The organism is Phaeobacter sp. LSS9 (assembly GCF_003443595.1).
Taxonomy (GTDB): domain Bacteria; phylum Pseudomonadota; class Alphaproteobacteria; order Rhodobacterales; family Rhodobacteraceae; genus Phaeobacter; species Phaeobacter piscinae.
This window is the reverse complement of record NZ_CP031956.1, coordinates 1399656-1419068: the sequence shown is the minus strand read 5'-3', so window position 1 is coordinate 1419068 and position 19413 is coordinate 1399656. Positions and strand designations below refer to the sequence as shown.

The 19413-nt window shown below is 62.2% G+C and carries 16 protein-coding genes; 10 read left to right on the top strand and 6 right to left on the bottom strand.

What is annotated here, in order from left to right:
• The first annotated feature begins 54 nt into the window (after nucleotides 1–54).
• The 4 genes from gor (at nucleotide 55) to D1820_RS06740 (ending at nucleotide 5314) form a co-directional block, all read left to right on the top strand.
• Nucleotides 55–1410 (top strand): glutathione-disulfide reductase, encoded by a 1356-nt coding sequence (gene gor / locus D1820_RS06755; RefSeq protein WP_118068309.1) that lies wholly within the window; start codon nucleotides 55–57, stop codon nucleotides 1408–1410.
• 69 nt (nucleotides 1411–1479) lie between these two features.
• Nucleotides 1480–2637 (top strand): FtsH protease activity modulator HflK, encoded by a 1158-nt coding sequence (hflK, locus tag D1820_RS06750; RefSeq protein WP_024096488.1) that lies wholly within the window; start codon nucleotides 1480–1482, stop codon nucleotides 2635–2637.
• Entirely contained in the window at nucleotides 2637–3527 is an 891-nt protein-coding gene (gene hflC, locus D1820_RS06745; protein ID WP_118068308.1) for a protease modulator HflC, read from the top strand. Before hflK ends, hflC begins: the two co-directional genes overlap by 1 nt.
• A 287-nt stretch (nucleotides 3528–3814) precedes the next feature.
• Complete coding sequence (locus tag D1820_RS06740) at nucleotides 3815–5314, top strand: Do family serine endopeptidase (protein ID WP_254683372.1); 1500 nt, start codon at nucleotides 3815–3817, stop codon at nucleotides 5312–5314.
• Nucleotides 5315–5872: 558 nt separating this feature from the next.
• On the opposite strand, the gene D1820_RS06735 is transcribed toward D1820_RS06740, so the two are convergent.
• Together D1820_RS06735 and D1820_RS06730 are read right to left on the bottom strand one after the other, a co-directional pair.
• Nucleotides 5873–6634 (bottom strand): Crp/Fnr family transcriptional regulator, encoded by a 762-nt coding sequence (locus tag D1820_RS06735; protein WP_254683371.1) that lies wholly within the window; start codon nucleotides 6632–6634, stop codon nucleotides 5873–5875.
• Between the two features lie 42 nt (nucleotides 6635–6676).
• Complete coding sequence (locus tag D1820_RS06730) at nucleotides 6677–7261, bottom strand: peptidoglycan-binding protein (RefSeq protein ID WP_118068306.1); 585 nt, start codon at nucleotides 7259–7261, stop codon at nucleotides 6677–6679.
• 321 nt (nucleotides 7262–7582) lie between these two features.
• On the opposite strand from D1820_RS06730, the gene D1820_RS06725 reads away from it, so the two are divergent.
• The 3 genes from D1820_RS06725 to D1820_RS06715 all read left to right on the top strand — a co-directional run bounded on the left by D1820_RS06725 (nucleotide 7583) and on the right by D1820_RS06715 (nucleotide 10751).
• Nucleotides 7583–7906: a 2Fe-2S iron-sulfur cluster-binding protein gene (locus D1820_RS06725; protein WP_014875267.1), complete on the top strand. Its 324-nt coding sequence runs from the start codon at nucleotides 7583–7585 to the stop codon at nucleotides 7904–7906.
• Nucleotides 7906–8766, top strand: coding sequence for a VCBS repeat-containing protein (locus tag D1820_RS06720; RefSeq protein ID WP_118068305.1), 861 nt, complete (start codon nucleotides 7906–7908; stop codon nucleotides 8764–8766). Before D1820_RS06725 ends, D1820_RS06720 begins: the two co-directional genes overlap by 1 nt.
• Before the next feature lie 209 nt (nucleotides 8767–8975).
• Nucleotides 8976–10751: a DUF1217 domain-containing protein gene (locus D1820_RS06715; RefSeq protein ID WP_118068304.1), complete on the top strand. Its 1776-nt coding sequence runs from the start codon at nucleotides 8976–8978 to the stop codon at nucleotides 10749–10751.
• A gap of 891 nt (nucleotides 10752–11642) precedes the next feature.
• Here the strand turns inward: D1820_RS06715 and D1820_RS06710 are convergent.
• The 3 genes from D1820_RS06710 to purD form a co-directional block, all read right to left on the bottom strand.
• Complete coding sequence (locus tag D1820_RS06710; protein WP_102896644.1) at nucleotides 11643–12275, bottom strand: LuxR C-terminal-related transcriptional regulator; 633 nt, start codon at nucleotides 12273–12275, stop codon at nucleotides 11643–11645.
• A 144-nt stretch (nucleotides 12276–12419) separates the two neighbouring features.
• The gene (locus tag D1820_RS06705) at nucleotides 12420–13301 is read right to left on the bottom strand and encodes a bestrophin family protein (RefSeq protein ID WP_014880650.1); all 882 of its coding nucleotides are present in this window, start codon (nucleotides 13299–13301) and stop codon (nucleotides 12420–12422) included.
• Between the two features lie 317 nt (nucleotides 13302–13618).
• Nucleotides 13619–14884: a phosphoribosylamine--glycine ligase gene (gene purD, locus D1820_RS06700; RefSeq protein ID WP_118068303.1), complete on the bottom strand. Its 1266-nt coding sequence runs from the start codon at nucleotides 14882–14884 to the stop codon at nucleotides 13619–13621.
• A 144-nt stretch (nucleotides 14885–15028) separates the two neighbouring features.
• Here purD and xseA point away from each other — a divergent pair, with 144 nt between their 5' ends.
• The gene (xseA, locus tag D1820_RS06695) at nucleotides 15029–16594 is read left to right on the top strand and encodes an exodeoxyribonuclease VII large subunit (protein ID WP_118068302.1); all 1566 of its coding nucleotides are present in this window, start codon (nucleotides 15029–15031) and stop codon (nucleotides 16592–16594) included.
• Nucleotides 16595–16696: 102 nt separating this feature from the next.
• Here the strand turns inward: xseA and D1820_RS06690 are convergent, their stop codons facing one another.
• Nucleotides 16697–17110: a hypothetical protein gene (locus tag D1820_RS06690; protein ID WP_118068301.1), complete on the bottom strand. Its 414-nt coding sequence runs from the start codon at nucleotides 17108–17110 to the stop codon at nucleotides 16697–16699.
• Between the two features lie 228 nt (nucleotides 17111–17338).
• On the opposite strand from D1820_RS06690, the gene D1820_RS06685 reads away from it, so the two are divergent.
• Entirely contained in the window at nucleotides 17339–18016 is a 678-nt protein-coding gene (locus D1820_RS06685; protein ID WP_118068300.1) for a lysoplasmalogenase, read from the top strand.
• A gap of 111 nt (nucleotides 18017–18127) precedes the next feature.
• On the top strand, nucleotides 18128–19390 hold the full coding sequence (ftsY, locus tag D1820_RS06680; protein WP_118068299.1) for a signal recognition particle-docking protein FtsY: 1263 nt from the start codon (nucleotides 18128–18130) through the stop codon (nucleotides 19388–19390).
• Nucleotides 19391–19413: the final 23 nt, after the last annotated feature.

Below are 19413 nucleotides of genomic sequence, written 5' to 3'. Positions count from 1 at the left end.
AATTCCTTCTGCGCTATGTGATACCTCGCGCAAGACATCAGAAAGGCGACGAACATGAGCTTTGACTACGATCTCTTTGTTATCGGCGGCGGCTCCGGTGGGGTGCGTGCCGCGCGGGTGGCAGCACAGCGCGGCGTCAAGGTGGCGCTGGCGGAGGAGGACCGTTACGGCGGCACCTGCGTGATCCGGGGCTGTGTGCCGAAAAAGCTGATGGTCTTTGCCAGTGAATACGCAGGTATGGTTGAGGATGCGCAGGCCTATGGCTGGGATCTGTCGCCCGGCAGCTTTGACTGGGACCGCTTTAAGACCAAGCTGCACGCGGAGCTGGACCGGTTGGAAGGCATCTATCGTGGCATTTTGAAGAACAATTCGGTTGAGACCTTTGATCAGCGCGCCAAACTGGCGGATGCCCACACGGTTGAGCTGGCGGACGGCACCCGCAAGACCGCGAAACATATCCTGATTGCCACCGGCGGCTGGCCGGTGACGCCGGAGTTTCCCGGCTCGGAACTGGCCATCACCTCCAATGAGATCTTCCATCTGGAAAAACTGCCCGAGACCATGCTGATTGTCGGCGGTGGATATATCGCCTGCGAATTTGCGGGTATCATGAACGGGTTGGGGGTCAAGACCACGCAGTATTATCGCGGTGCGCAGATCCTGCGGGGGTTCGACGATGAGGCGCGCGGCCTGATCTCTGAGGAGATGTGCCAGTCCGGTGTGGCTCTGCATCTGGGCACCAATGTGCTGGAGATGCGCAAAGAAGGCGACAAGATCTGGGTGAAGGCCACCAATGGCGATGAGACGCTGTTCGATCAGGTGATGTTCGCCACCGGTCGCAGCCCCAATGCCGACGGCCTTGGACTTGAGGAACTGGGTATTGAGCGCGACCGCGCCGGGGCCATCGTGGTGGATGAGTACAGCCAGACCGGCGTGCCGTCGGTCTATGCCGTCGGGGATGTGACCAACCGCGTGAACCTGACACCGGTGGCCATTCGCGAGGGCATGGCCTTTGTTGAGACGGTGTTTGCGGGCAACCCGACCAGCCCTGATCACGACCTGATCCCGACCGCGATCTTTACCCAGCCGGAAATGGGGACTGTTGGCCTCAGCGAGGAAGCGGCGGCGGAGCAGGAAGAGATTGAGGTCTATGCGACTTCCTTCAAGCCGATGCAGCAGGCCTTTGCCGGTCGGGCACAGCGGGTGCTGATGAAGCTCATCGTCTCCAAGGCGACGCGCAAGGTGCTGGGATGTCATATTGTCGCTCCGGGAGCGGGTGAAATGATCCAGCTGGCAGGCATCGCCGTAAAAATGGGTGCTACAAAAGAAGACTTTGATCGCACCGTGGCGGTGCATCCGACGATGTCGGAAGAGCTGGTCACGATGAAGACACCGGTGCGGACGGCTTGATTTTTCAGGCAGAAACCACAGGTAGGAACAACAAGCCGCGATGGGCGGTGAGATAGGGATTGGACACATATGGCGGGCAATAACGGTGGCCCCTGGGGGGGCGGCGGCTCTTCTGGCGGCTCAGGCAACAGAGGCAACAACCAAGGCGGCGATGACAATCGTGGGGGCGGACGACGTCCTGATGATGGTCAGATCCCCGAGATTGACGAGCTGGTGAAAAAAGGCCAGGAACAGCTGCGCGTTCTGATGGGCGGCCGCGGTGGTGGCACAGGCGGCGGTGGTCGCGGTGGCGCTGGTGGCGGCGGCGGTGGTCCGCAGCTGACCAAGGGCACCGTGGCGCTGGGCGCGCTGGTGGCTGTCGGGTTCTGGGCCTTTGCCAGTTTCTACACCGTGAAGCCGGAAGAGCAGTCGGTTGAGCTGTTTCTTGGAGAGTATTCCTCCACCGGGCAGCCCGGCCTGAACTTTGCGCCTTGGCCGCTGGTGACCAAAGAAATTCTGCCAGTGACCCGCGAACAGACTGAAGACATCGGTGTGGGCGGCGGTCGTGGCTCTGAGGCCGGGCTGATGCTGACCGGCGATGAGAACATCGTTGATATTGATTTCCAGGTGGTCTGGAACATCAATGATCCGGCGAAATTCCTGTTCAACCTGCGCGATGCGCGGACCACCATCCGCGCGGTATCGGAATCCGCGATGCGCGAGATTATCGCCCAGTCTGAGCTGGCACCGATCCTGAACCGGGACCGTGGCGCGATTGCCTCGCGTCTGCAGGATTTGATCCAGTTCACGCTGGATGACTACGACAGCGGCATCAACATTATCCGCGTAAACTTTGACAAAGCGGATCCGCCGGCCTCGGTTATTGCGGCTTTCCGCGATGTTCAGGCCGCGGAGCAGGAACGTGACCGTCGTCAGAACGAAGCCGACGCCTATGCCAACAACGCGCTGGCCGAGGCCCGCGGTCAGGCGGCTGAGCTGCTGGAAAAAGCTGAGGGTTACCGCGCGCGCGTCGTGAACGAAGCGCAGGGTGAAGCCAGCCGTTTCTCTGCGGTTCTCACCGAATATGAGAAGGCCCCTGACGTGACCCGCAAGCGTCTCTATCTGGAGACGATGGAAGAGGTGCTTGGCCGCGTCGACAAAATCATCCTGGATGAGCAATCCGGCGAAGGTCAGGGCGTCGTTCCCTATCTGCCTCTGAATGAACTGCGCCGTGGAGGTAGCAACTGATGCGTAAATCAACTCTCTTGCTGCCCGCACTGGTGATTATCGCCATCACCGCGCTGTCGTCGGTGTTTATCGTGGATGAGCGCGAGAAGGCGCTGGTTCTGCAGTTTGGCCGCGTGGTTTCCGTTAAGGAAGAGCCGGGGCTGGCGTTTAAGATCCCGCTCATCCAGGAGGTTGTGCGTTACGACGACCGTATCCTGAGCCGTGACATTGATCCGCTGGAAATCACCCCATCTGATGATCGCCGTCTGGTGGTTGACGCCTTTGCTCGGTATCGGATCACTGATGTGAACCGGTTCCGTCAGGCCGTTGGTGGCGGCGGTATCACCGCTGCTGAGAGCCGTCTGGATTCGATCTTGCGTGCGCAAACCCGCGAAATCCTCGGCTCCGTCAGCTCCAACGACATTCTGTCGTCGGACCGGGCTGCGCTGATGCTGCGAATCCGCAACGGCGCCATCGCTGATGCCCGGGCATTGGGGATTACCATCATCGACGTTCGCCTGAAGCGGACCGACCTGCCGTCCGAGAACCTCGATGCGACCTTTGAGCGGATGCGCGCCGAGCGTGTCCGCGAAGCCACCGATGAGCGGGCCCGTGGTAATGAGGCCGCACAGCGGATCCGGGCGCAGGCCGACCGGACCGTGGTTGAGCTGGTCTCTGAGGCGCAGCGCGAGGCGGAGATCATTCGTGGTGAAGCCGATGCCGAACGCAACGGCATCTTTGCGCAGGCCTATGGTGCGGATCCTGAGTTCTTTGAATTCTATCGCTCGCTCAACGCCTATGCCGCGTCGTTGCAGGCCGGGAATTCCACCATGGTGCTTTCGCCGGACAATGAGTTTTTCAACTATCTGAAATCCTCCAACGGCAAGCCCGCGGCAGCTGCCCAACAATGATCACCGGTGCAGAAATTCTGCGCATGGGTATGAGAGAACAGAGAAGGGGGCTGGCCGTTGGGTCGGCCCCTTTTTCGTCCGGCTTTTCCTGGGTGTGTTCCCCTGCGGAAGCTCACCGGGTTTCACTTCGAATTGAATACGTGCAACATTCGTTGTGACCGTTTTTGAAAAGACTACATTACAGCCCATGATCCGCTGCGGACCCAGAGGTGCATGCCCGTGCAGGCCCCGCCGCAGAAGATGGAATTTGGCGACAACTAAGGAGTAGTTTCGTGCAGCCACAGGCAATGAAAAATACAATCAGCAGCGCTCGCGCCGTTGCGCGCCAGACCGCGCGCCAAACGACGCAGTGGCGCCTGCTCTGGCTGGCCATGATCAGCACCCTGATGGTGCTGGCGCAAGTGGCCATCGCGCAGGCCCGGCCCGAGAGCCTGGCGCCGCTGGCAGATAAGGTCAGCCGTGCGGTGGTGAATATCACGACGACAACCGTCGTCGAGGGGCGGTCTGGTCCGCAGGGTATCGTCCCCGAAGGCTCGCCTTTTGAAGATTTCTTCCGCGAGTTTCAGGACCGCAATGGTGGTCAGGGTGACCGCCCGCGCCGATCTTCGGCGCTTGGCTCCGGTTTTGTGATTTCGGAAGACGGCTATATCGTCACCAACAACCACGTTATCGAAGAAGCCGATGAGATCGAGATCGAATTCTTTCCCGGCGAAGGCCAGCCGGCGCAGCCGCTGCCAGCCAAGGTCGTGGGCACTGATCCCAACACCGATATCGCGCTTCTGAAGGTCGAAGCGCCGATGCCGCTGACTTTTGTCAAATTCGGTGACAGCGATCTGGCACGTGTTGGCGACTGGGTGGTGGCGATGGGCAATCCGCTGGGGCAGGGGTTCTCTCTCTCGGCGGGCATCGTCTCCGCGCGCAACCGCGAGCTGTCGGGGTCCTATGATGATTACATCCAGACCGATGCGGCGATTAACCGGGGGAACTCCGGCGGGCCGCTGTTCAATATGGACGGCGAAGTTGTTGGTGTGAACACCGCCATCCTGTCGCCCAATGGCGGCTCCATCGGGATCGGGTTCTCCATGGCGTCCAATGTGGTCAGCAAGGTTGTGAACCAGCTGAAGGAATTCGGCGAAACCCGCCGTGGCTGGCTGGGTGTGCGCATTCAGGATGTGACCAAGGACGTCGCCGAGGCAATGGGGCTGGACAGCGCTAAGGGTGCGTTGGTCACCGATGTGCCGGAGGGTCCGGCCAAGGCAGCGGGACTGCTGGCGGGCGATGTGATCCTGTCCTTTGACGGTGTGGATGTGAAAGACACCCGCGCGCTGGTGCGTCAGGTCGGCAATACCGAAGTGGGCAAAGCCGTGCGTGTGCGGGTCTTCCGCGAAGGCAAAACCGAGACGTTGCGAGTGACCCTGGGGCGCCGCGAGGACGCGCAGCGCCAGAGCACCCCGGCCAGTGGCGATGACACCGCGCCTGACATGACCGAAAAGCAGCTGCTGGGTCTGACCGTCAGCCGTTTGAGCGAGGATCAGCGCAGTGAGCTGAACGTGCCCGATGGCATGGACGGTCTGGTGATCACCTCGGTTGATGAGACCTCGGAGGCCTGGGAAAAGGGCATGCGCGCCGGTGATCTGATCACTGAGGCAGGTCAGCAGAAACTGACCTCCATCAGCGAGCTGGAAGCGCGTATCGACGAAGCGAAAGAAGCGGGTCGCAAATCGCTGCTATTGCTGGTGCGTCGCGCAGGGGAGCCACGTTTTGTGGCGCTGAACCTGTCTGAGTGACCTTTCGCTGCGGGCTGCTGCAAACAGTGGTCCGCTGCTGATGCGGTGCCTCGCTGCGCAGTCTCGAAACGCTGACGCAGGGGGGATATCGAGTGAGATCGCAAGACAAAAGGGCCGGGCAGGGATGCTCGGCCCTTTTGCGTGGATCACAACAGGGTGGCGAAATTGCCCCCAAGCCCTTGGTCCGGCGCGTCACGGACTCGCGTCGGCGGAAGATGTCTGCACATAGGTCCAACGACCCCAGGCACCTCCCGGCACCGTCTGTTCGATCCAACGAGCTGTTCTTAGGTTTCCGCCGCCCCAGATGGCGCAGATGGTCCCCGGTGTGCGCCCGGCGGATGTCCTGGGTCCCGTCGAGCCATGTGCCGTGACACATGGCTCTTGATGGGACAGGCTGCCGTTGGGATGGAACGGATAACGACGGCCTGACACGAGCATGCCCCTAAGCCACCGCGGTGGTCTGTAACCCAGTTCACAATTGAGTAAGATTATCGGGATGTGGTCCTGCGCGGCGGTCGGTGCCTGATCCGGGATCGGGGCTGGGGGACGCAGGGCGCGTCAGCCGATGTCGGGGTCGGCCAATAGTTTCAGCGCGGCCCGGTCGCGGATGGTCAGACCACCACGGCTGATGTCAATCACGTCACTGCGCTTCCATTGCGACAGGGTTTTTGACACTGCTTCGCGCGTGGCACCGACAAATTCCGCAAGTTCGCTCTGCGACAGTGACAAACGTCCGTCTCTGCCCTCGGTGGTCAGATACAGCAGCTTGCGGGCCAGCCGCACAGGCATCGGCAGAAAGACCTGTTCACTGTATTGGGTGTTCATCCAGCGCATCCGTTGGCCCGCCAGCCGCAGCAGATCCCCGGCCAGCGCGGGATGGTGTTGCAGCTTTGTAAGCACATCGCCGCTGCGCAGGCGGCGCAGGCGGCTGGGTTCCAGCGCCGTTGCGGTCGCAGTGCGCGGCCCGGGATCAAACAACGCGATTTCGCCAAAGACGGCGCCGGGGCGCATGATGTCCAGTGACAGTTTGCGCCCGGCTGAGGACAGGGTGGAGAACTCCACCGCGCCACTGACAATGGCATAGAGTGCGTCGCCCTCATCGCCCTGCTCGAACAGCTCTTCACCGGCCTGCAGCAGCACTTCGCTGGCCTGACTGTCGAGCATTTCCAGCAAGCGGTCAGAGGCACCGGAGAGAAAGCCACGATCAGGCAGCAGCCATTTGCGCCGCGCAGCGGAGCGCGCGCTGCCGGAGCCTGTGGTGCTGTCGGTGGTGGTGCCGGAGCGGGGCAGAGCGCCGGGGGCAGGCGGCAGCGGGCTCATGCCGGGCCTGCGACGATGACGGAAGGGCGATGGAGATCTGTCTCAGGTTTCAACGGCAACCAACCCCAGTTTGCGGGCGCTGAGCAGCGACAGCTGATCATTGTCGAACCCGTCCTGTTTCTGAAATTTGCGGACGGAGGCGCGGGTGGCACTGTCCAGCTGGCCGGTGATCTCCCCGGTGTAGAGGCCGCGTACCGCCAGCGCACGTTGCAAAGACCCGACAAGTTGCGGGGTCATATCCACCGGGCAGGGCGTTTCAAACCAGCTTTCGCGGCGGGGGCGCACGATTTCCTGGCGGGTCTCGCGGCGAAAGCGGGCCGGTGCAATCACCCGCCCGTCCGGCGCGGTCCTCGCTGGGCGGGTCATCACCTGAACGGTGACAGTCTCGATCACGGCGGGTGTGGTATGGGTGGCCCAGCAACTGCCGGGGGCCGCACCGGGCGGGGCGGCGGGGGCATTGCGGGAGACCTGGGTGCTGTTGCCACCTGCCGGAGGTTCCGCACAGGCGCTGAGCAGCAGCCCAGTCAGCACAAGCGAGACTAGGCGCAGGTTGGCCCGCCACCAACGGTCGCGCCTGAAACAGGCCTGTCCCAGCCAGGGCCCACGCGGGCGCAAGAGGTCAGCCATGAACAAAGTCCCCGTGACGAAACACCGTGGTGAAACGCCTGTGTCAAATTTTCAGCAGCCGTGATGCCGCGATGGCCCGTCCGCATGGGCGCATCTGTCCCTAGGCTACCGCAATTCGGGCTCCGGCGCAAAGCCCCGTTGCCGCTGTACCGGGACCGGCCCGTCGAACGTCGCCACACGAAGGCCGGGAACGGCGTAAGTGGCGCTGGATGGGAGTCGCCAGAGCGCAGGAGTTTTGCTCAAGCCGCGGTTTCTGACTGGCGCGGTGGCCAGTGGTTGGCTACAACCTCGGACGCAACGCGAAAAAGGATGCAGCTGACGATGGCAAAGATCACTTATGTCGAACACAACGGTGCCGAACACGTTGTAGAGGTGGCCAACGGCCTGACCGTGATGGAAGGCGCGCGCGACAACAATATCCCCGGTATCGAGGCAGATTGCGGCGGTGCCTGCGCCTGTTCGACCTGCCACGTCTATGTCGATGCCGGTTGGGTGGAGAAGCTCCCCGCCAAGGATGACATGGAAGAGGACATGCTGGATTTCGCCTATGAGCCTGATCCCGCGCGCTCACGCCTGACCTGCCAGATCAAGGTGACGGATGATCTGAACGGTCTGGTGGTGCACATGCCCGAGAAACAGATCTGATGCTGTCGGGGTCTCAGGCGCGGCGGTCTCTGTCGCGCGCCTGGCCCCGGTTCATGCGCCGCGCAGCGCGGCCCTTGCGTCGATGGCGCGCCGGCGCCAGTGGCGGTGTCACCAAACGCTCGGGTCACGTCGGGATCTGGGGCGTTGTCCTGTCGATTGGCCTTGCTGGAGTCGGCGCGGGCGCGGACACGCTGTCGGCCCTGACTGACGCGCAGTTTGACGGACCCGTCACCCATTATCCGCATGGGGTCTTGGGGGATCGTATTGAGTATTCTGCGATGGTGCTGCAGGACAGCCATGGGCGTCGCCACCGTATCGATCTGCCTGCCGGTGGCGCGGTCTTTGAGGATTTGGCCCCGCGCCTATGGGATGTGACCGGAGATGGCCTGCCGGAGGCGGTGGTTGTCGAAAGCGATCCGCAGGCAGGCGCACAGCTGGCAATCTATGGGCTGCGCGGCGGGGCAGTGCGTAAGATCGCGGCAACGCCGCATATCGGCACCCGGTTCCGCTGGCTTGCGCCGGTTGCTGCAGCCGATCTGGACGGCGACGGCCATATCGAGATCGCTTACATTGACCGCCCGCATCTGGCCAAAACCCTGAGGATCTGGCGCTATCGCAACGGGACGTTGCAGGAGGTGGCACAGCAGGCAGGGCTGACCAATCATCGCATCGGTGAGGATTTCATCACCTCCGGGCTGCGTGACTGCGGCGCGGGGCCTGAGCTGATCACGGTCGATGCCGATTGGACGCGCGTTATGGCAACGTCGCTGGTGGACGGCCGGCTGATCAGCCGCGATATTGGCGCATTTTCGCATCGGGACCAGCTGGCGGCACATTTGCGCTGCCTGGATCCCGCATAGCCGCTGGATAGGGGCGCGGCGGACGCCATCGCACCCATTGGTAAAGTTGCGCGTATTTTTTTCCCACGGCCTGAATTGAGTGCCCGTTGCGTTGCAGGTTTGTTCACCACTTTGCCCGTAGTCTCTTGTCCAAAGACACCTCCCGGGATGCTGCGGATTCGACCGGGGCGAACCGTGGTGGACCTCGTTTGTAAGCAGGAGACAGGCGCGTGACCTTTTCACCCTATGTGCTGGGCACCGGTATCGCCGGATGGAATTTCCTGGACCGGACCCGCGTCCAACAGCAGCAGATATTCGAGAAATCGCCGATCTTGGATCGGGCGGTGCAGGATTTCACCCAGAAGATTGAAGGGATCCAGAGCTCCGATCAGCTGCTGGACGACTATAACGTGCTGAAGGTCGCGCTGGGGGCTTTTGGCCTTGAAGAAGATATCAACAACCGCGCGTTCATCAAGAAAGTGCTGGATTCCGATCTGTCAGAGCCGACGTCATTCGCCAATCGCCTGAATGACAACCGCTATCTCGGTCTTGCGCAGACCTTTGGCTTTGGTGGTGAGACGGGGCCGCAGCTGCCCAGCTCCAGTGTTGAAAAACCCTATGCAAATGTCGCCAGCCCGGAGGATCTGCTGTCCAACCAGACCCTGCTCAATCAGGCGCTGGATGATTTCGGTCTGAAAAAATATGCAGGCAATGAGTTCTTTCTGATGCGGGTGCTGGAATCCGACACCACCGATCCTGCGTCGTTTGTGAACCGGTTGAGCGACAGCAAGCTGGCCGATTTCGCCAATGCGTTTCAGTTCAATCAGCCACCTGAGTACACCAGCAGCATGGAGGCGCTGGTGGGGGAATTCAATGCCATGAATGATGGCGATGGGCCGGCCACTGCGGATGAGTTGTTGGAGAACAAGGACCTGCTGGCGGCGGTCGTTGAGAGCTTCGATCTGGAGTATACGAATACCATTTTCCTCAAGCGGATGCTGGAATCCAATCCATATGATCCGGATTCGCCGGTGAACCAGCAGGAGGACCCGCGCTATCTGGCGATGTCGCGGGCCTTTGGCTTTGGCATTTCCGACATCAACAGCTTTACCAGCCCGGAGGAGCTGCTGGCGCAGCCTCAGCTGCTGGAGGATGCGCTGGAGCAGTTCAACCTGAGCAACCCCGGTGAACAGTACATCCGGGACGTGCTGGAGTCGGACCTGTCGGATCCAAATTCCTTCGTGAATCAGCCCAGCAATCTTGCCTTTTATGACTTTGCCGAGGCCTTTCAGAATGATTGGCCAAGCGCGCCCAGCCGGATGCAGGTGCTCGCCAATGAGGTGGGGGGGAAACTGGCCGGCTATGAGCAGCCACAACAGTTTGTCTTTGACTTCGACGCCTTTGAGGCGGGGCTTGATGTGTTCAACATCAGCGAACGGGAGTTGGATTTTGACGTGATGATCAAGGCGTTCGAATCCGATCTTTCCTCTGAGATTTCATATGCAAACCTGCACCGCGATCCGAACCTCAAGGCGATGGCGCATGCTTTTGCCTTCAACCCGGGCGGCAGTGATCACACCTATCCGGCTGGCTTTGCACAGGAAATCGCGGATCTATACAAGGATCGGAACTTCGAAATCGCGATCGGGGAAAGTGATCCGAACATGCGCCTGGCGCTGTCGCTGGAGCGTGAGTTGCAATCAATCGCGGATGCCGGGGGCAGCGAAGATGCGCATTGGTTCGGGATTATCGGCTCGCCGCCGCTCAAATCCATGTTCGAAACGGCGCTTGGCCTGCCGGCGAGTTTTGGGCAGCTTGATGTCGACCGTCAGGTGAATGAGATGAAAGAGCGTGCGCAGACATCTTTTGGCACAACGCATCCGGCTGATCTGCTGGAAACAGAGAAACTGGATGAGTTTCGCAACCGGTTTTTGCTGCTGAGCGGTCTGAACAGTGATCAGGCGGCAAATGGGTTCAGTGATCCGATCTTCACCCTGTTCCAATAGGAACGACTGCATGGCGACCCATCGCGGCGCCTACACCCTGTGATACCGGACGCGACCGACTGGGTATCGGAGGTGTCTTGGCGCGCGGCGTCATACGGATGCGGACCTGCGCAGACGCGGCGTCTAGGTCAAAGGGTTCTCTTATGGCATGACCCGCCGGCTGCGATTTGATCGAAAGATCCCGTTGGCTGTGATCCATACAACGCGGTGTCCTGTAGGGCCGTATCACAGCAGGCTTGGTCATGTTGGACTGCGCCGTCAGGCTTGATCCCTTGAGGAGGTACCCTCCTAGGCTCAATCATATCCGGCCATGGTGGGACGTGCCATATCGAGCCGGATCAGGAATGGCTGGTGGGACTTGACTGAAGTGATGCCGGGAGGATCGGGGACGTGCGTATTGAGGCCGGGAGTTCTGATGCCAACCAACTGATACCGAGATGTTTTCCAATCGAACGACTGCTGCTGGGATCGTCGTTGGAAATGTGGTTCGAATCTGTCGTCACCATGGGGGAACCGGTCATGTCGACGCGGACCCGATTGAGATGAAACATACTGATCCGGGTTCTATCGAGGCAGTTCATGATTGAGGGTGGCCGTCCCGTCGGGCGGTACCTCCCAGCGCTAGTGACGTTTGGACACATGCGCATGCGCAGCCCAATCACGTCGCCCAATCACCTTGCCCGGATCAAGGGGACACGCCAGACCAAGTGGGGCGCATCAAGCGGATCACATCAGACGGATCATATGGGTTGCTCAATCTGGGCAGGGACCAGACTGATCGCAGATCAGTGGTGGCGGAGCGCTGCGCCGCGCCTTATGGGCCAAGCCCTGCCGGATCTGGGTTGGCTCAGATCCGAGATTGCCGCCCGGTGCAGAGACCGCAGCGGAGGATCAAGGATCGGGGCTGCCAACCACATGGTCCCCGTCGATGTCGCCAAGCGACGAAAACAAGGCGGCGGTATTGCTGACCCCCATTTTTTTCAGCAAGCGCGCCCGGTGCACCTCCACCGTGCGATAACTCAGGCCGAGGCTGCGGGCGATTTCCTTGCTGGTTTTGCCCTCGCAAAGCAGGGAGTAAACTTCCCGTTCACGCCGGGTCAGTGGCTGATAAGGGCGTGAGCGTGACAGGTCAGCGAAGCTCCAGACCGCGCGTGCCAGCGGATCCTCAGGGGTGAAACTGTGGCCACGCACCCGCACCCAGAACAGGCTGCCGTCCTTGCGCCGCATGACCCGTTCATCCCAATAGGGCGCCCCGGTCCCCAATGTATCGTCACCACGGCTGCGCAGGTTCAAAAACTCCTCCTCGGACGGGTAGAGAAAGGCGAAGAGTTGGTCCAGAAGTTGCTCGCGGGGATAGCCGAACATTTCGCAGAACCGCCGGTTGCAGTCTCTGAGCACCCGGTTTTCCGTGACGACGATCCCGACCGGCAGGAAATCATAGGCCAGCTGCATCAGGTCACGATCGGCAAAAAGCTGGTCGAGTGTTTCGGGGCTGGGGTGGGTCTGCGGGCGTTGGGCCGTCATCTGATCCTGCTGGTGCTCCTCGGGTGGCCATAGGGCTGCGCATACCTGCTGGCACAGCATGAGCAGCGGGAGCTATGGCCATTGTTGCGAGGACCTTAGCGGAGCGAGAGCAGCGTGAAAACCGGCTGCGGGACGCGCCGGTGATCAGGACAGGTAGTAGTCCACCGGCTGCAGCGGCGGTGGCGCGTCCTGTCCCAGCTTCGGCGCCAGCGCCCGCTCTACCGTGCGACAGATCGCGTCCAGCGGCAGGCCGTTCACCGTCTCACCAAAGGGATGCGACAGCTCTTCGGTCACCTCGGCAAGGCCGAAGAACACATAGGCGACAATGCCCACAAATATCGGTGTCAGCCAGCCCGCGCCATCAATCAGCGCGAAGGGCAGGAGCAGGCAGTAGAGATAGGTCGTGCGGAACACCAGCAGCGAATAGACATAGGGCAGTGGCGTGGTTGCGATGCGCTCACAGCCGGCCTGCGCCAGCGCGATGCTGGCGGTGCGCTCGGCCAGTGCCTTGCGAGCGAAGCCATCGTCCGCACCAAGGGCAACTGTTGCGGCAAGCGCATCCAATGCGGCGCAGGGGGCATGGGGGGATCCCGAAAAATCATCGCCTGCCCAACGGATTGCGGGGGTCGTGTCTGTCTCTTTGCGCAGATTGATGCGGTGCAGATGCAGGAACCCAAGGGCGAGCCGCAGGATTTGCGCCCGCCTGTCCGGGTCAGCAACGAAGAGGTCGACCTCGCGGCTGAGACTGCGCAGATCCGCAACCAGCTGGCCCCACAACCGCCGGCCCTCCCACCAGCGGTCATAGGCGGCGTTGTTGCGAAACCCCAGAAACAGCGAAAGCGCGATGCCAAACACGGCAAAGGGCGCCGCATTTGTATGGGGCAACGGCAGGACGTTGGCGTCGATCCACAAGACCAGCGCAGACAGGGCCGAGAGCCCGAGGATCCGGGGCAGAATGCGGGGCAGGACGGAACCGCGCACCGCAAACAGCAGCTGCATCAGTCCGGGTTTGTCGCGAAGGATCATCGGCGGTGGCTCCGAGGGAGGAAAAGGGGACAAATAGCAGCTGGCACGAGGCTGGCAGATCCATGCGCCGATAGTTGGCGCAGGCGCGGGCAGTGGCAGCTTAGACCGCAATCCAGCCTATCGCCCGTGCAGAAAACGGCAGCTGGCAGGTGTTCGCGGCGGTTTTCCGTCGGATCTGCAAGGGTGTCCAGATATTCTGACATTCAGAGAACCGAGTGGCGGCGGTGCTGCCGGGCGCCATGCGCCCGGCCACGCCCAACTGTGTCGGGCTATCTTTGATTGGTCGTGAACAGGCGGGAGGGCCTGCTGCGCGTGTCCTATTTCAGCGCGCGCCAGCCGATATCACGGCGGAAGAACCCCTGCGGCCAGTCGATGCCATCGACCATCGCATAGGCGCGGTCGCGGGCCTCTTGCAGAGTGTCGCCGCGCGCCGTCACATTCAGCACCCGGCCGCCAATCGCCAGCACTTTACCATCTTCGGCCTTGGTGCCCGCATGGAACGCCATATTGCTGCTGTCTTCGGGCAGGCCTTCCAGGCCTTTGATTTCAGACCCCTTCTCATAGGCGCCCGGGTAGCCTTCCGCCGCCATGACCACAGTGATCGCATGATCATCGGCCCAGTTTACCTGCGTTTCAGCCAGACGGCCCTCAGCGGCAGCCTGCATCAGGTCCAGCGCCTGCGCGCCGAGGCGCATCATCAACACCTGACATTCCGGATCACCAAAGCGCACGTTGTATTCCACCAGCCGGGGTTGCCCATCCTTGATCATCAGGCCCGCATAGAGCACGCCCTGATAGGGCATGCCGCGTTCGGCCATCACCCGCATGGTTGGTTTCACGATCTCTGCCATCGCTTTCGCTTCGATCTCCGCTGACAAGACCGGCGCGGGGGAATAGGCGCCCATGCCGCCAGTGTTGGGGCCGGTGTCGCCCTCGCCGACGCGTTTGTGATCCTGGGCGGAGCCGATGGCCAGCACGTCTTCGCCGTCGACCAGCACAAACAGGGAGGCCTCTTCGCCTTCCATGAATTCCTCGATCACCACCTCGGCACCGGCGCCGCCAAAGGCGCCGCCGAACATTTCGTCAATGGCGGCGATGGCCTCGGTCTCGGTCATTGCGATGATCACGCCTTTGCCGGCGGCCAGACCGTCAGCTTTGACCACCGTGGGGGCGCCGTGGTGGCGCACATGGGCCTTGGCGGCCTCGGCATCGGTGAAATGGCCATACCCGGCAGTGGGGGCGTTTGCCGCGTCGCAGATTTCCTTGGTAAAACTCTTGGAAGCTTCCAGTTTGGCCGCAGCTTCGGACGGGCCAAAGACCAAGAGCCCTGCGTCGCGGAGGCGGTCAGCCACACCGGCGGCCAGCGGCGCCTCCGGGCCGATGATCACGAAATCAATGGCGTTTTCCTCAGCGAAAGCTGCCACCGCGCCGCCATTGTCGATGTCGAGAGAGGCGCAGTCAGCGATCTGCGCAATGCCGGCGTTGCCCGGTGCCACGATCAGCTTGTCGCATTTGGGGTTCTGCATCACCGCCCAGGCCAAAGCATGTTCGCGCCCGCCGCTGCCGAGGATAAGGATGTTCATTGACGCGTTCTCCGATCTGCCTGAGCCCTGTGACTCCCCAGCGCCAGCCGGGGCTTGCCTTGCTTGCCGCGGGTTCTATGCTGCGCGGACTTTCAAAACAAGAACTCAGTAGGTGCCTTTGCGCCGCAGGAGAGCAGCCCCGCCATGTCAGACCTGTTTGATGATCCAACCCCATCCGACCGGCCCGGGCAGAATGCCCCCGAATTCACCGTCTCGGAAATCTCAGGTGAGGTGAAGCGCACGCTGGAGGGCACCTTCGGGCGCATCCGGGTGAAGGGCGAGGTGGGCCGGGTGTTCAAGGCGCGCTCCGGGCATCTTTATTACGACATCAAGGATGACCGTTCCGTGCTGGCTTGCACCACGTGGAAGGGGCAGATCGCCAGCCTCTCCGTGGTGCCGGAAGAGGGGCTGGAAGTGGTTGTCACCGGCCGGCTGACAGCGTTCGGCGGGCAGTCGAAATACAATATGAACGTCGATGAGGTCGCGGTTGCCGGGCAGGGCGCGCTGATGGCGCTCCTTGAAAAGCGCAAGAAACAGCTGGAGGCGGAAGGCCTGTTTGCGCCGGAGCGTAAGAAGCCGCTGCCGTATCTGCCACAGATCATCGGGGTGGTGACCTCACCCTCTGGGGCGGTGATCCGCGATATCCTGCACCGGCTGCGCGACCGGTTCCCGCGCAAGGTGCTGGTCTGGCCGGTTGCGGTGCAGGGCGCCAACTGCGCGCCGGAGGTGGCCCGCGCCATTGAAGGCTTCAACCAGCTGACACCGGGGGGCGCGCTGCCACGACCGGATCTGATCATTGTGGCCCGTGGCGGGGGCTCGATCGAGGACCTGTGGGGCTTTAACGAGGAAATTGTCGCCCGGGCTGTCGCGAACAGTCAGATCCCGCTGATCTCAGCCGTGGGGCATGAGACGGATACCACGCTGATTGATTTTGTGTCGGATCGTCGCGCGCCGACCCCGACGGCGGCAGCAGAACTGGCGGTCCCAGTGCGGTTGGAGCTGCTGGGCTGGACCGAGAATCAGGGGGCGCGGCTGGTGCGCTCTGCCGGGCAGGCGGTGCAGCAGCGACGGCAGAGGCTGAACGATCTCGCGCGGGCTCTGCCAAAGCCCGATACTCTATTGGAAACGCCGCGCCAGCGACTGGACCGGGTGTCTGAACGGCTGCCCGATGCGCTGATCCGGGGGGTGGAGCGTCGCCGTCTGCGGCTGAGCGAGGCGGCGGCTGCGCTGCGGCCCAGCACGCTGCGTCAGCTGGTCACGGCCCGTCAGGATCGGCTGCGCAATCTCTCGTCACGGCTGACGCTGCGCCCGATCCAGCAGGATCTTACCCGCCAGCATGATCGTATCGGCCAGCTGGCGCAGCGGCTTGAAACCGTGCAGACACAGCGGCTGGACCGGCAACGGCAACGGCTGGAGGCAACGGGCCGTCAGCTGGAGATCCTCAGCTACAAAGCCACGCTTGAGCGTGGCTATGCCGTGGTGCGCAGCGATGACGGTGTCATCACCCGCGCGGCACAGGCCGCCATCCAGCCACGGTTGCGGATCGAATTTGCCGATGCAGAGATTGACGTGACGCCTGCGCAAGCAGCTGCCGGAGACGGGGCTATATCGCCAGCAAAGACACCCAGCGCGCCCAAACCAGAAGGGTCCAAAGCAGGGAAGCGCCAAAGCGACAAGGCGCCGCCGGATGATCAGGGGTCGCTGTTCTGAAGCGTTCTCGTCGCTGAGGTCACGCGAAAGCACCCACATAGGCCACATCGATATGGGCACAGGGCCCGGCGCGTGGATCAGGAGGGCGTGCGGCGATGTCTGTCAGACACCGATCTTGGGACCAAGGCAGAGCATGTCCTCGCCGATGTCTTCGGCCTCATACAGCTCGGTGGCCTCCGGGTCGCCGTCGAACTGCGCAATCAGCCCGTCGTCGCCGATTGAGAACTGCCAGCACTGCGGCGTGCCGATATCATCATAGATAAAACAGATCTGATCCGCTTCGGGGTACCATTCGCCGTCCTGGCATTGGCCGTCCAGAAACGACCAGATCACCCGGCGGTTCGGCAGATAGCGTTCAACCCCGTAGGGCACCCCATCAAAGCCGTAGAACAAAGTGCGGCCTTGGGTGTAGCGGTCGAACTGATCAGCGGTGAGCGGCGCGCCCGCCCAGGCGGGGCGGCCCTCGGACAGAGCGCCACAGAGCGCCGTCAATAGAATCAAACAGGGCAGTCGCATACGGCAACTGTGCCAGAGGGCTGCGGCTCTGGCCAATGTTTCCGTGAACCATGTCCGGCGAAAGTACAGGGCCTGTTCTACGCCCGGCTTTGCGACTGGCTTGCGCGGCGTCACCTTTGACCGGTGGTGGAGAGGCGGGCAACATCAGTCAGATACCGGCCAATTTAAGGCACGGCACGCAATGCAAGCACCGGCGCAGACCGCAGCTGCAACGAAGGGGAGAGCGACATGCCAGATTTTGGAAGTAGCCCGGTCGGGGATGTGTTGATTTTGGCGGCGGCGCTTGCGGCGCTTTTGTATCTCGGCCTGACTGCGCGACCTCCCACAGCGCTGCGCAGCGTGACCAAAACGCTGGCGGTGCTTTTGCTGGCCGTTGCCGCATGGCTGGGGGGAGGGCCGCTGCTGCTGACCTTGGCGCTTGGCCTCTGCGCGGTTGGCGATTTCTGCCTGTCGCGCGACGGGGAAAGCGCGTTCATGGCTGGGGTGGGCGCCTTTGCGGCTGGCCATCTCGTCTATATTTTTCTGTTCCTCGGTCAGGAGAGCAGTGATCTCGCAAGGTTGGTCCAGCTGCCGCAACTGGTTGGCGTGCTGGTGCTGGCTGTGGCCGGGCTTGCCATGGCACGGCTGCTGGCGCCGCGGGCCGGTGCATTGAAGGGGCCAGTGCTGGCCTATGTGCCGATCATTCTCGGCATGGGGCTGGCGGCGCTGACCTTGCCGCTTGGCATTGGGCTGACGGGTCTGGTGCTGGTGCTGCCGGCGGCGGTGGCCTTCATGGCCTCTGATATCGTGCTCGCGTTTGAGACCTTTGTGTTGGGCGAAGATCACCCGGCGCGGCGGATCACGCCTTATGTGGTCTGGCCGCTTTACTGGGGGGCGCAGGCGGGGTTTCCGTTGGCGTTTCTCTAGGTCGGGACCGGATTTGCATCGGTTGAGGTGGCGAGGTGCTTTGCACTTGCCGCAAAACCGCATTAGGTGTCCGCGTAACAACTCGCACCGACCCAATCTGCGGAGACCGACATGGCGTTTTTCTCAAAACTGAAGGACCGGCTGTTCAAGTCGTCGAACAAGCTTGAGGAAGGGCTGGATGCCATCGTTGAGGAGGGCGCAGAGGAGGCCGCCCCGCAACAGTCCGTACCGGAAAAGACGCCCGAGGTGTCGCCGTCCACACCGCCGGTCGAGGTCCCAGCTGAACAGGCTGTTGAGGTACCGAAGGCTCCGCCAGTGGAGGTACCGTCTGAAGCGCCGTCTGAGATCCCCTTAGATGTGCCTGCTGAGACCTCGGACCAGACGCCCGAACAATCGCCCCGCCCGGCGGAACCCGTGACGAAACCGGCGGAGCCGATGGCGAAACCATCGATCAAGCCGACGGCCGCGCCGGACCCAACTCCGGCAACGCCGGGGCTCTTGGGGCGTCTGATGGGGCGCGGTAAGGCGGATGAGCCGCGCCGGGCGCTGGATGATGACATGCTGGAGCAGCTGGAGGACCTTCTGGTCGGGGCAGATATGGGCGTTGATACCGCGCTGCGTGTCACCGCCAATATGGCTGAGGGTCGATTTGGCAAACGGCTGTCCACCCGCGAGATCAAGGAACTGCTGGCCGCAGAAGTGGCCCGGATCATGGAGCCGGTGGCCCGCCCGATGCCGATCTATGCAAAACGGCCGCAGGTGGTGCTGGTGGTGGGGGTCAACGGCTCCGGCAAGACCACCACGATCGGCAAGCTGGCCAGCCAGTTCAAGGCTGCGGGCAAGAAGGTGGTGATTGCCGCAGGCGACACCTTCCGCGCGGCAGCAGTGGAGCAGTTGCAGGTCTGGGGTGATCGGGCAGGGGTGCCGGTTCTGACCGCACCGGAGGGATCTGATCCGGCCAGCCTTGCCTTTGATGCGATGACCCGCGCGCAGGAAGATGGCGCGGACCTTCTGATGATCGATACCGCCGGACGCCTGCAGAATCGCGCTGATCTGATGGAAGAGCTGGCCAAAATCGTCCGCGTGATCCGCAAGAAGGACGAGACCGCGCCGCATAATACGCTGCTGGTACTGGATGCGACCACAGGTCAGAACGCCCTCAATCAGGTGAAGACGTTCCAGAAGCTCGCAGATGTCTCCGGTCTGGTGATGACCAAGCTGGACGGCACTGCCAAGGGCGGCGTTCTGGTGGCATTGGCGGATCGCTTCGGCCTGCCGATCCACGCCATTGGTGTGGGTGAGCAAATCGACGATCTGGCGCCTTTCGATCCGGAAGAATTCGCCGCCGCTCTCACCGGTCTGGAACGTTCCTGACCAACGCCCGCCCGCCCATCTTC

Excerpts from the sequence above, each read along its gene's own strand:
- gor (WP_118068309.1), top strand. The coding sequence starts at position 55 with ATGAGCTTTGACTACGATCTCTTTGTTATCGGCGGCGGCTCCGGTGGG.
- hflK (WP_024096488.1), top strand. The coding sequence starts at position 1,480 with ATGGCGGGCAATAACGGTGGCCCCTGGGGGGGCGGCGGCTCTTCTGGC.
- hflC (WP_118068308.1), top strand. The coding sequence starts at position 2,637 with ATGCGTAAATCAACTCTCTTGCTGCCCGCACTGGTGATTATCGCCATC.
- D1820_RS06740 (WP_254683372.1), top strand. The coding sequence starts at position 3,815 with ATGAAAAATACAATCAGCAGCGCTCGCGCCGTTGCGCGCCAGACCGCG.
- D1820_RS06735 (WP_254683371.1), bottom strand. The coding sequence starts at position 6,634 with ATGAGCCCGCTGCCGCCTGCCCCCGGCGCTCTGCCCCGCTCCGGCACC.
- D1820_RS06730 (WP_118068306.1), bottom strand. The coding sequence starts at position 7,261 with ATGGCTGACCTCTTGCGCCCGCGTGGGCCCTGGCTGGGACAGGCCTGT.
- D1820_RS06725 (WP_014875267.1), top strand. The coding sequence starts at position 7,583 with ATGGCAAAGATCACTTATGTCGAACACAACGGTGCCGAACACGTTGTA.
- D1820_RS06720 (WP_118068305.1), top strand. The coding sequence starts at position 7,906 with ATGCTGTCGGGGTCTCAGGCGCGGCGGTCTCTGTCGCGCGCCTGGCCC.
- D1820_RS06710 (WP_102896644.1), bottom strand. The coding sequence starts at position 12,275 with ATGACGGCCCAACGCCCGCAGACCCACCCCAGCCCCGAAACACTCGAC.
- D1820_RS06705 (WP_014880650.1), bottom strand. The coding sequence starts at position 13,301 with ATGATCCTTCGCGACAAACCCGGACTGATGCAGCTGCTGTTTGCGGTG.
- purD (WP_118068303.1), bottom strand. The coding sequence starts at position 14,884 with ATGAACATCCTTATCCTCGGCAGCGGCGGGCGCGAACATGCTTTGGCC.
- xseA (WP_118068302.1), top strand. The coding sequence starts at position 15,029 with ATGTCAGACCTGTTTGATGATCCAACCCCATCCGACCGGCCCGGGCAG.
- D1820_RS06690 (WP_118068301.1), bottom strand. The coding sequence starts at position 17,110 with ATGCGACTGCCCTGTTTGATTCTATTGACGGCGCTCTGTGGCGCTCTG.
- D1820_RS06685 (WP_118068300.1), top strand. The coding sequence starts at position 17,339 with ATGCCAGATTTTGGAAGTAGCCCGGTCGGGGATGTGTTGATTTTGGCG.
- ftsY (WP_118068299.1), top strand. The coding sequence starts at position 18,128 with ATGGCGTTTTTCTCAAAACTGAAGGACCGGCTGTTCAAGTCGTCGAAC.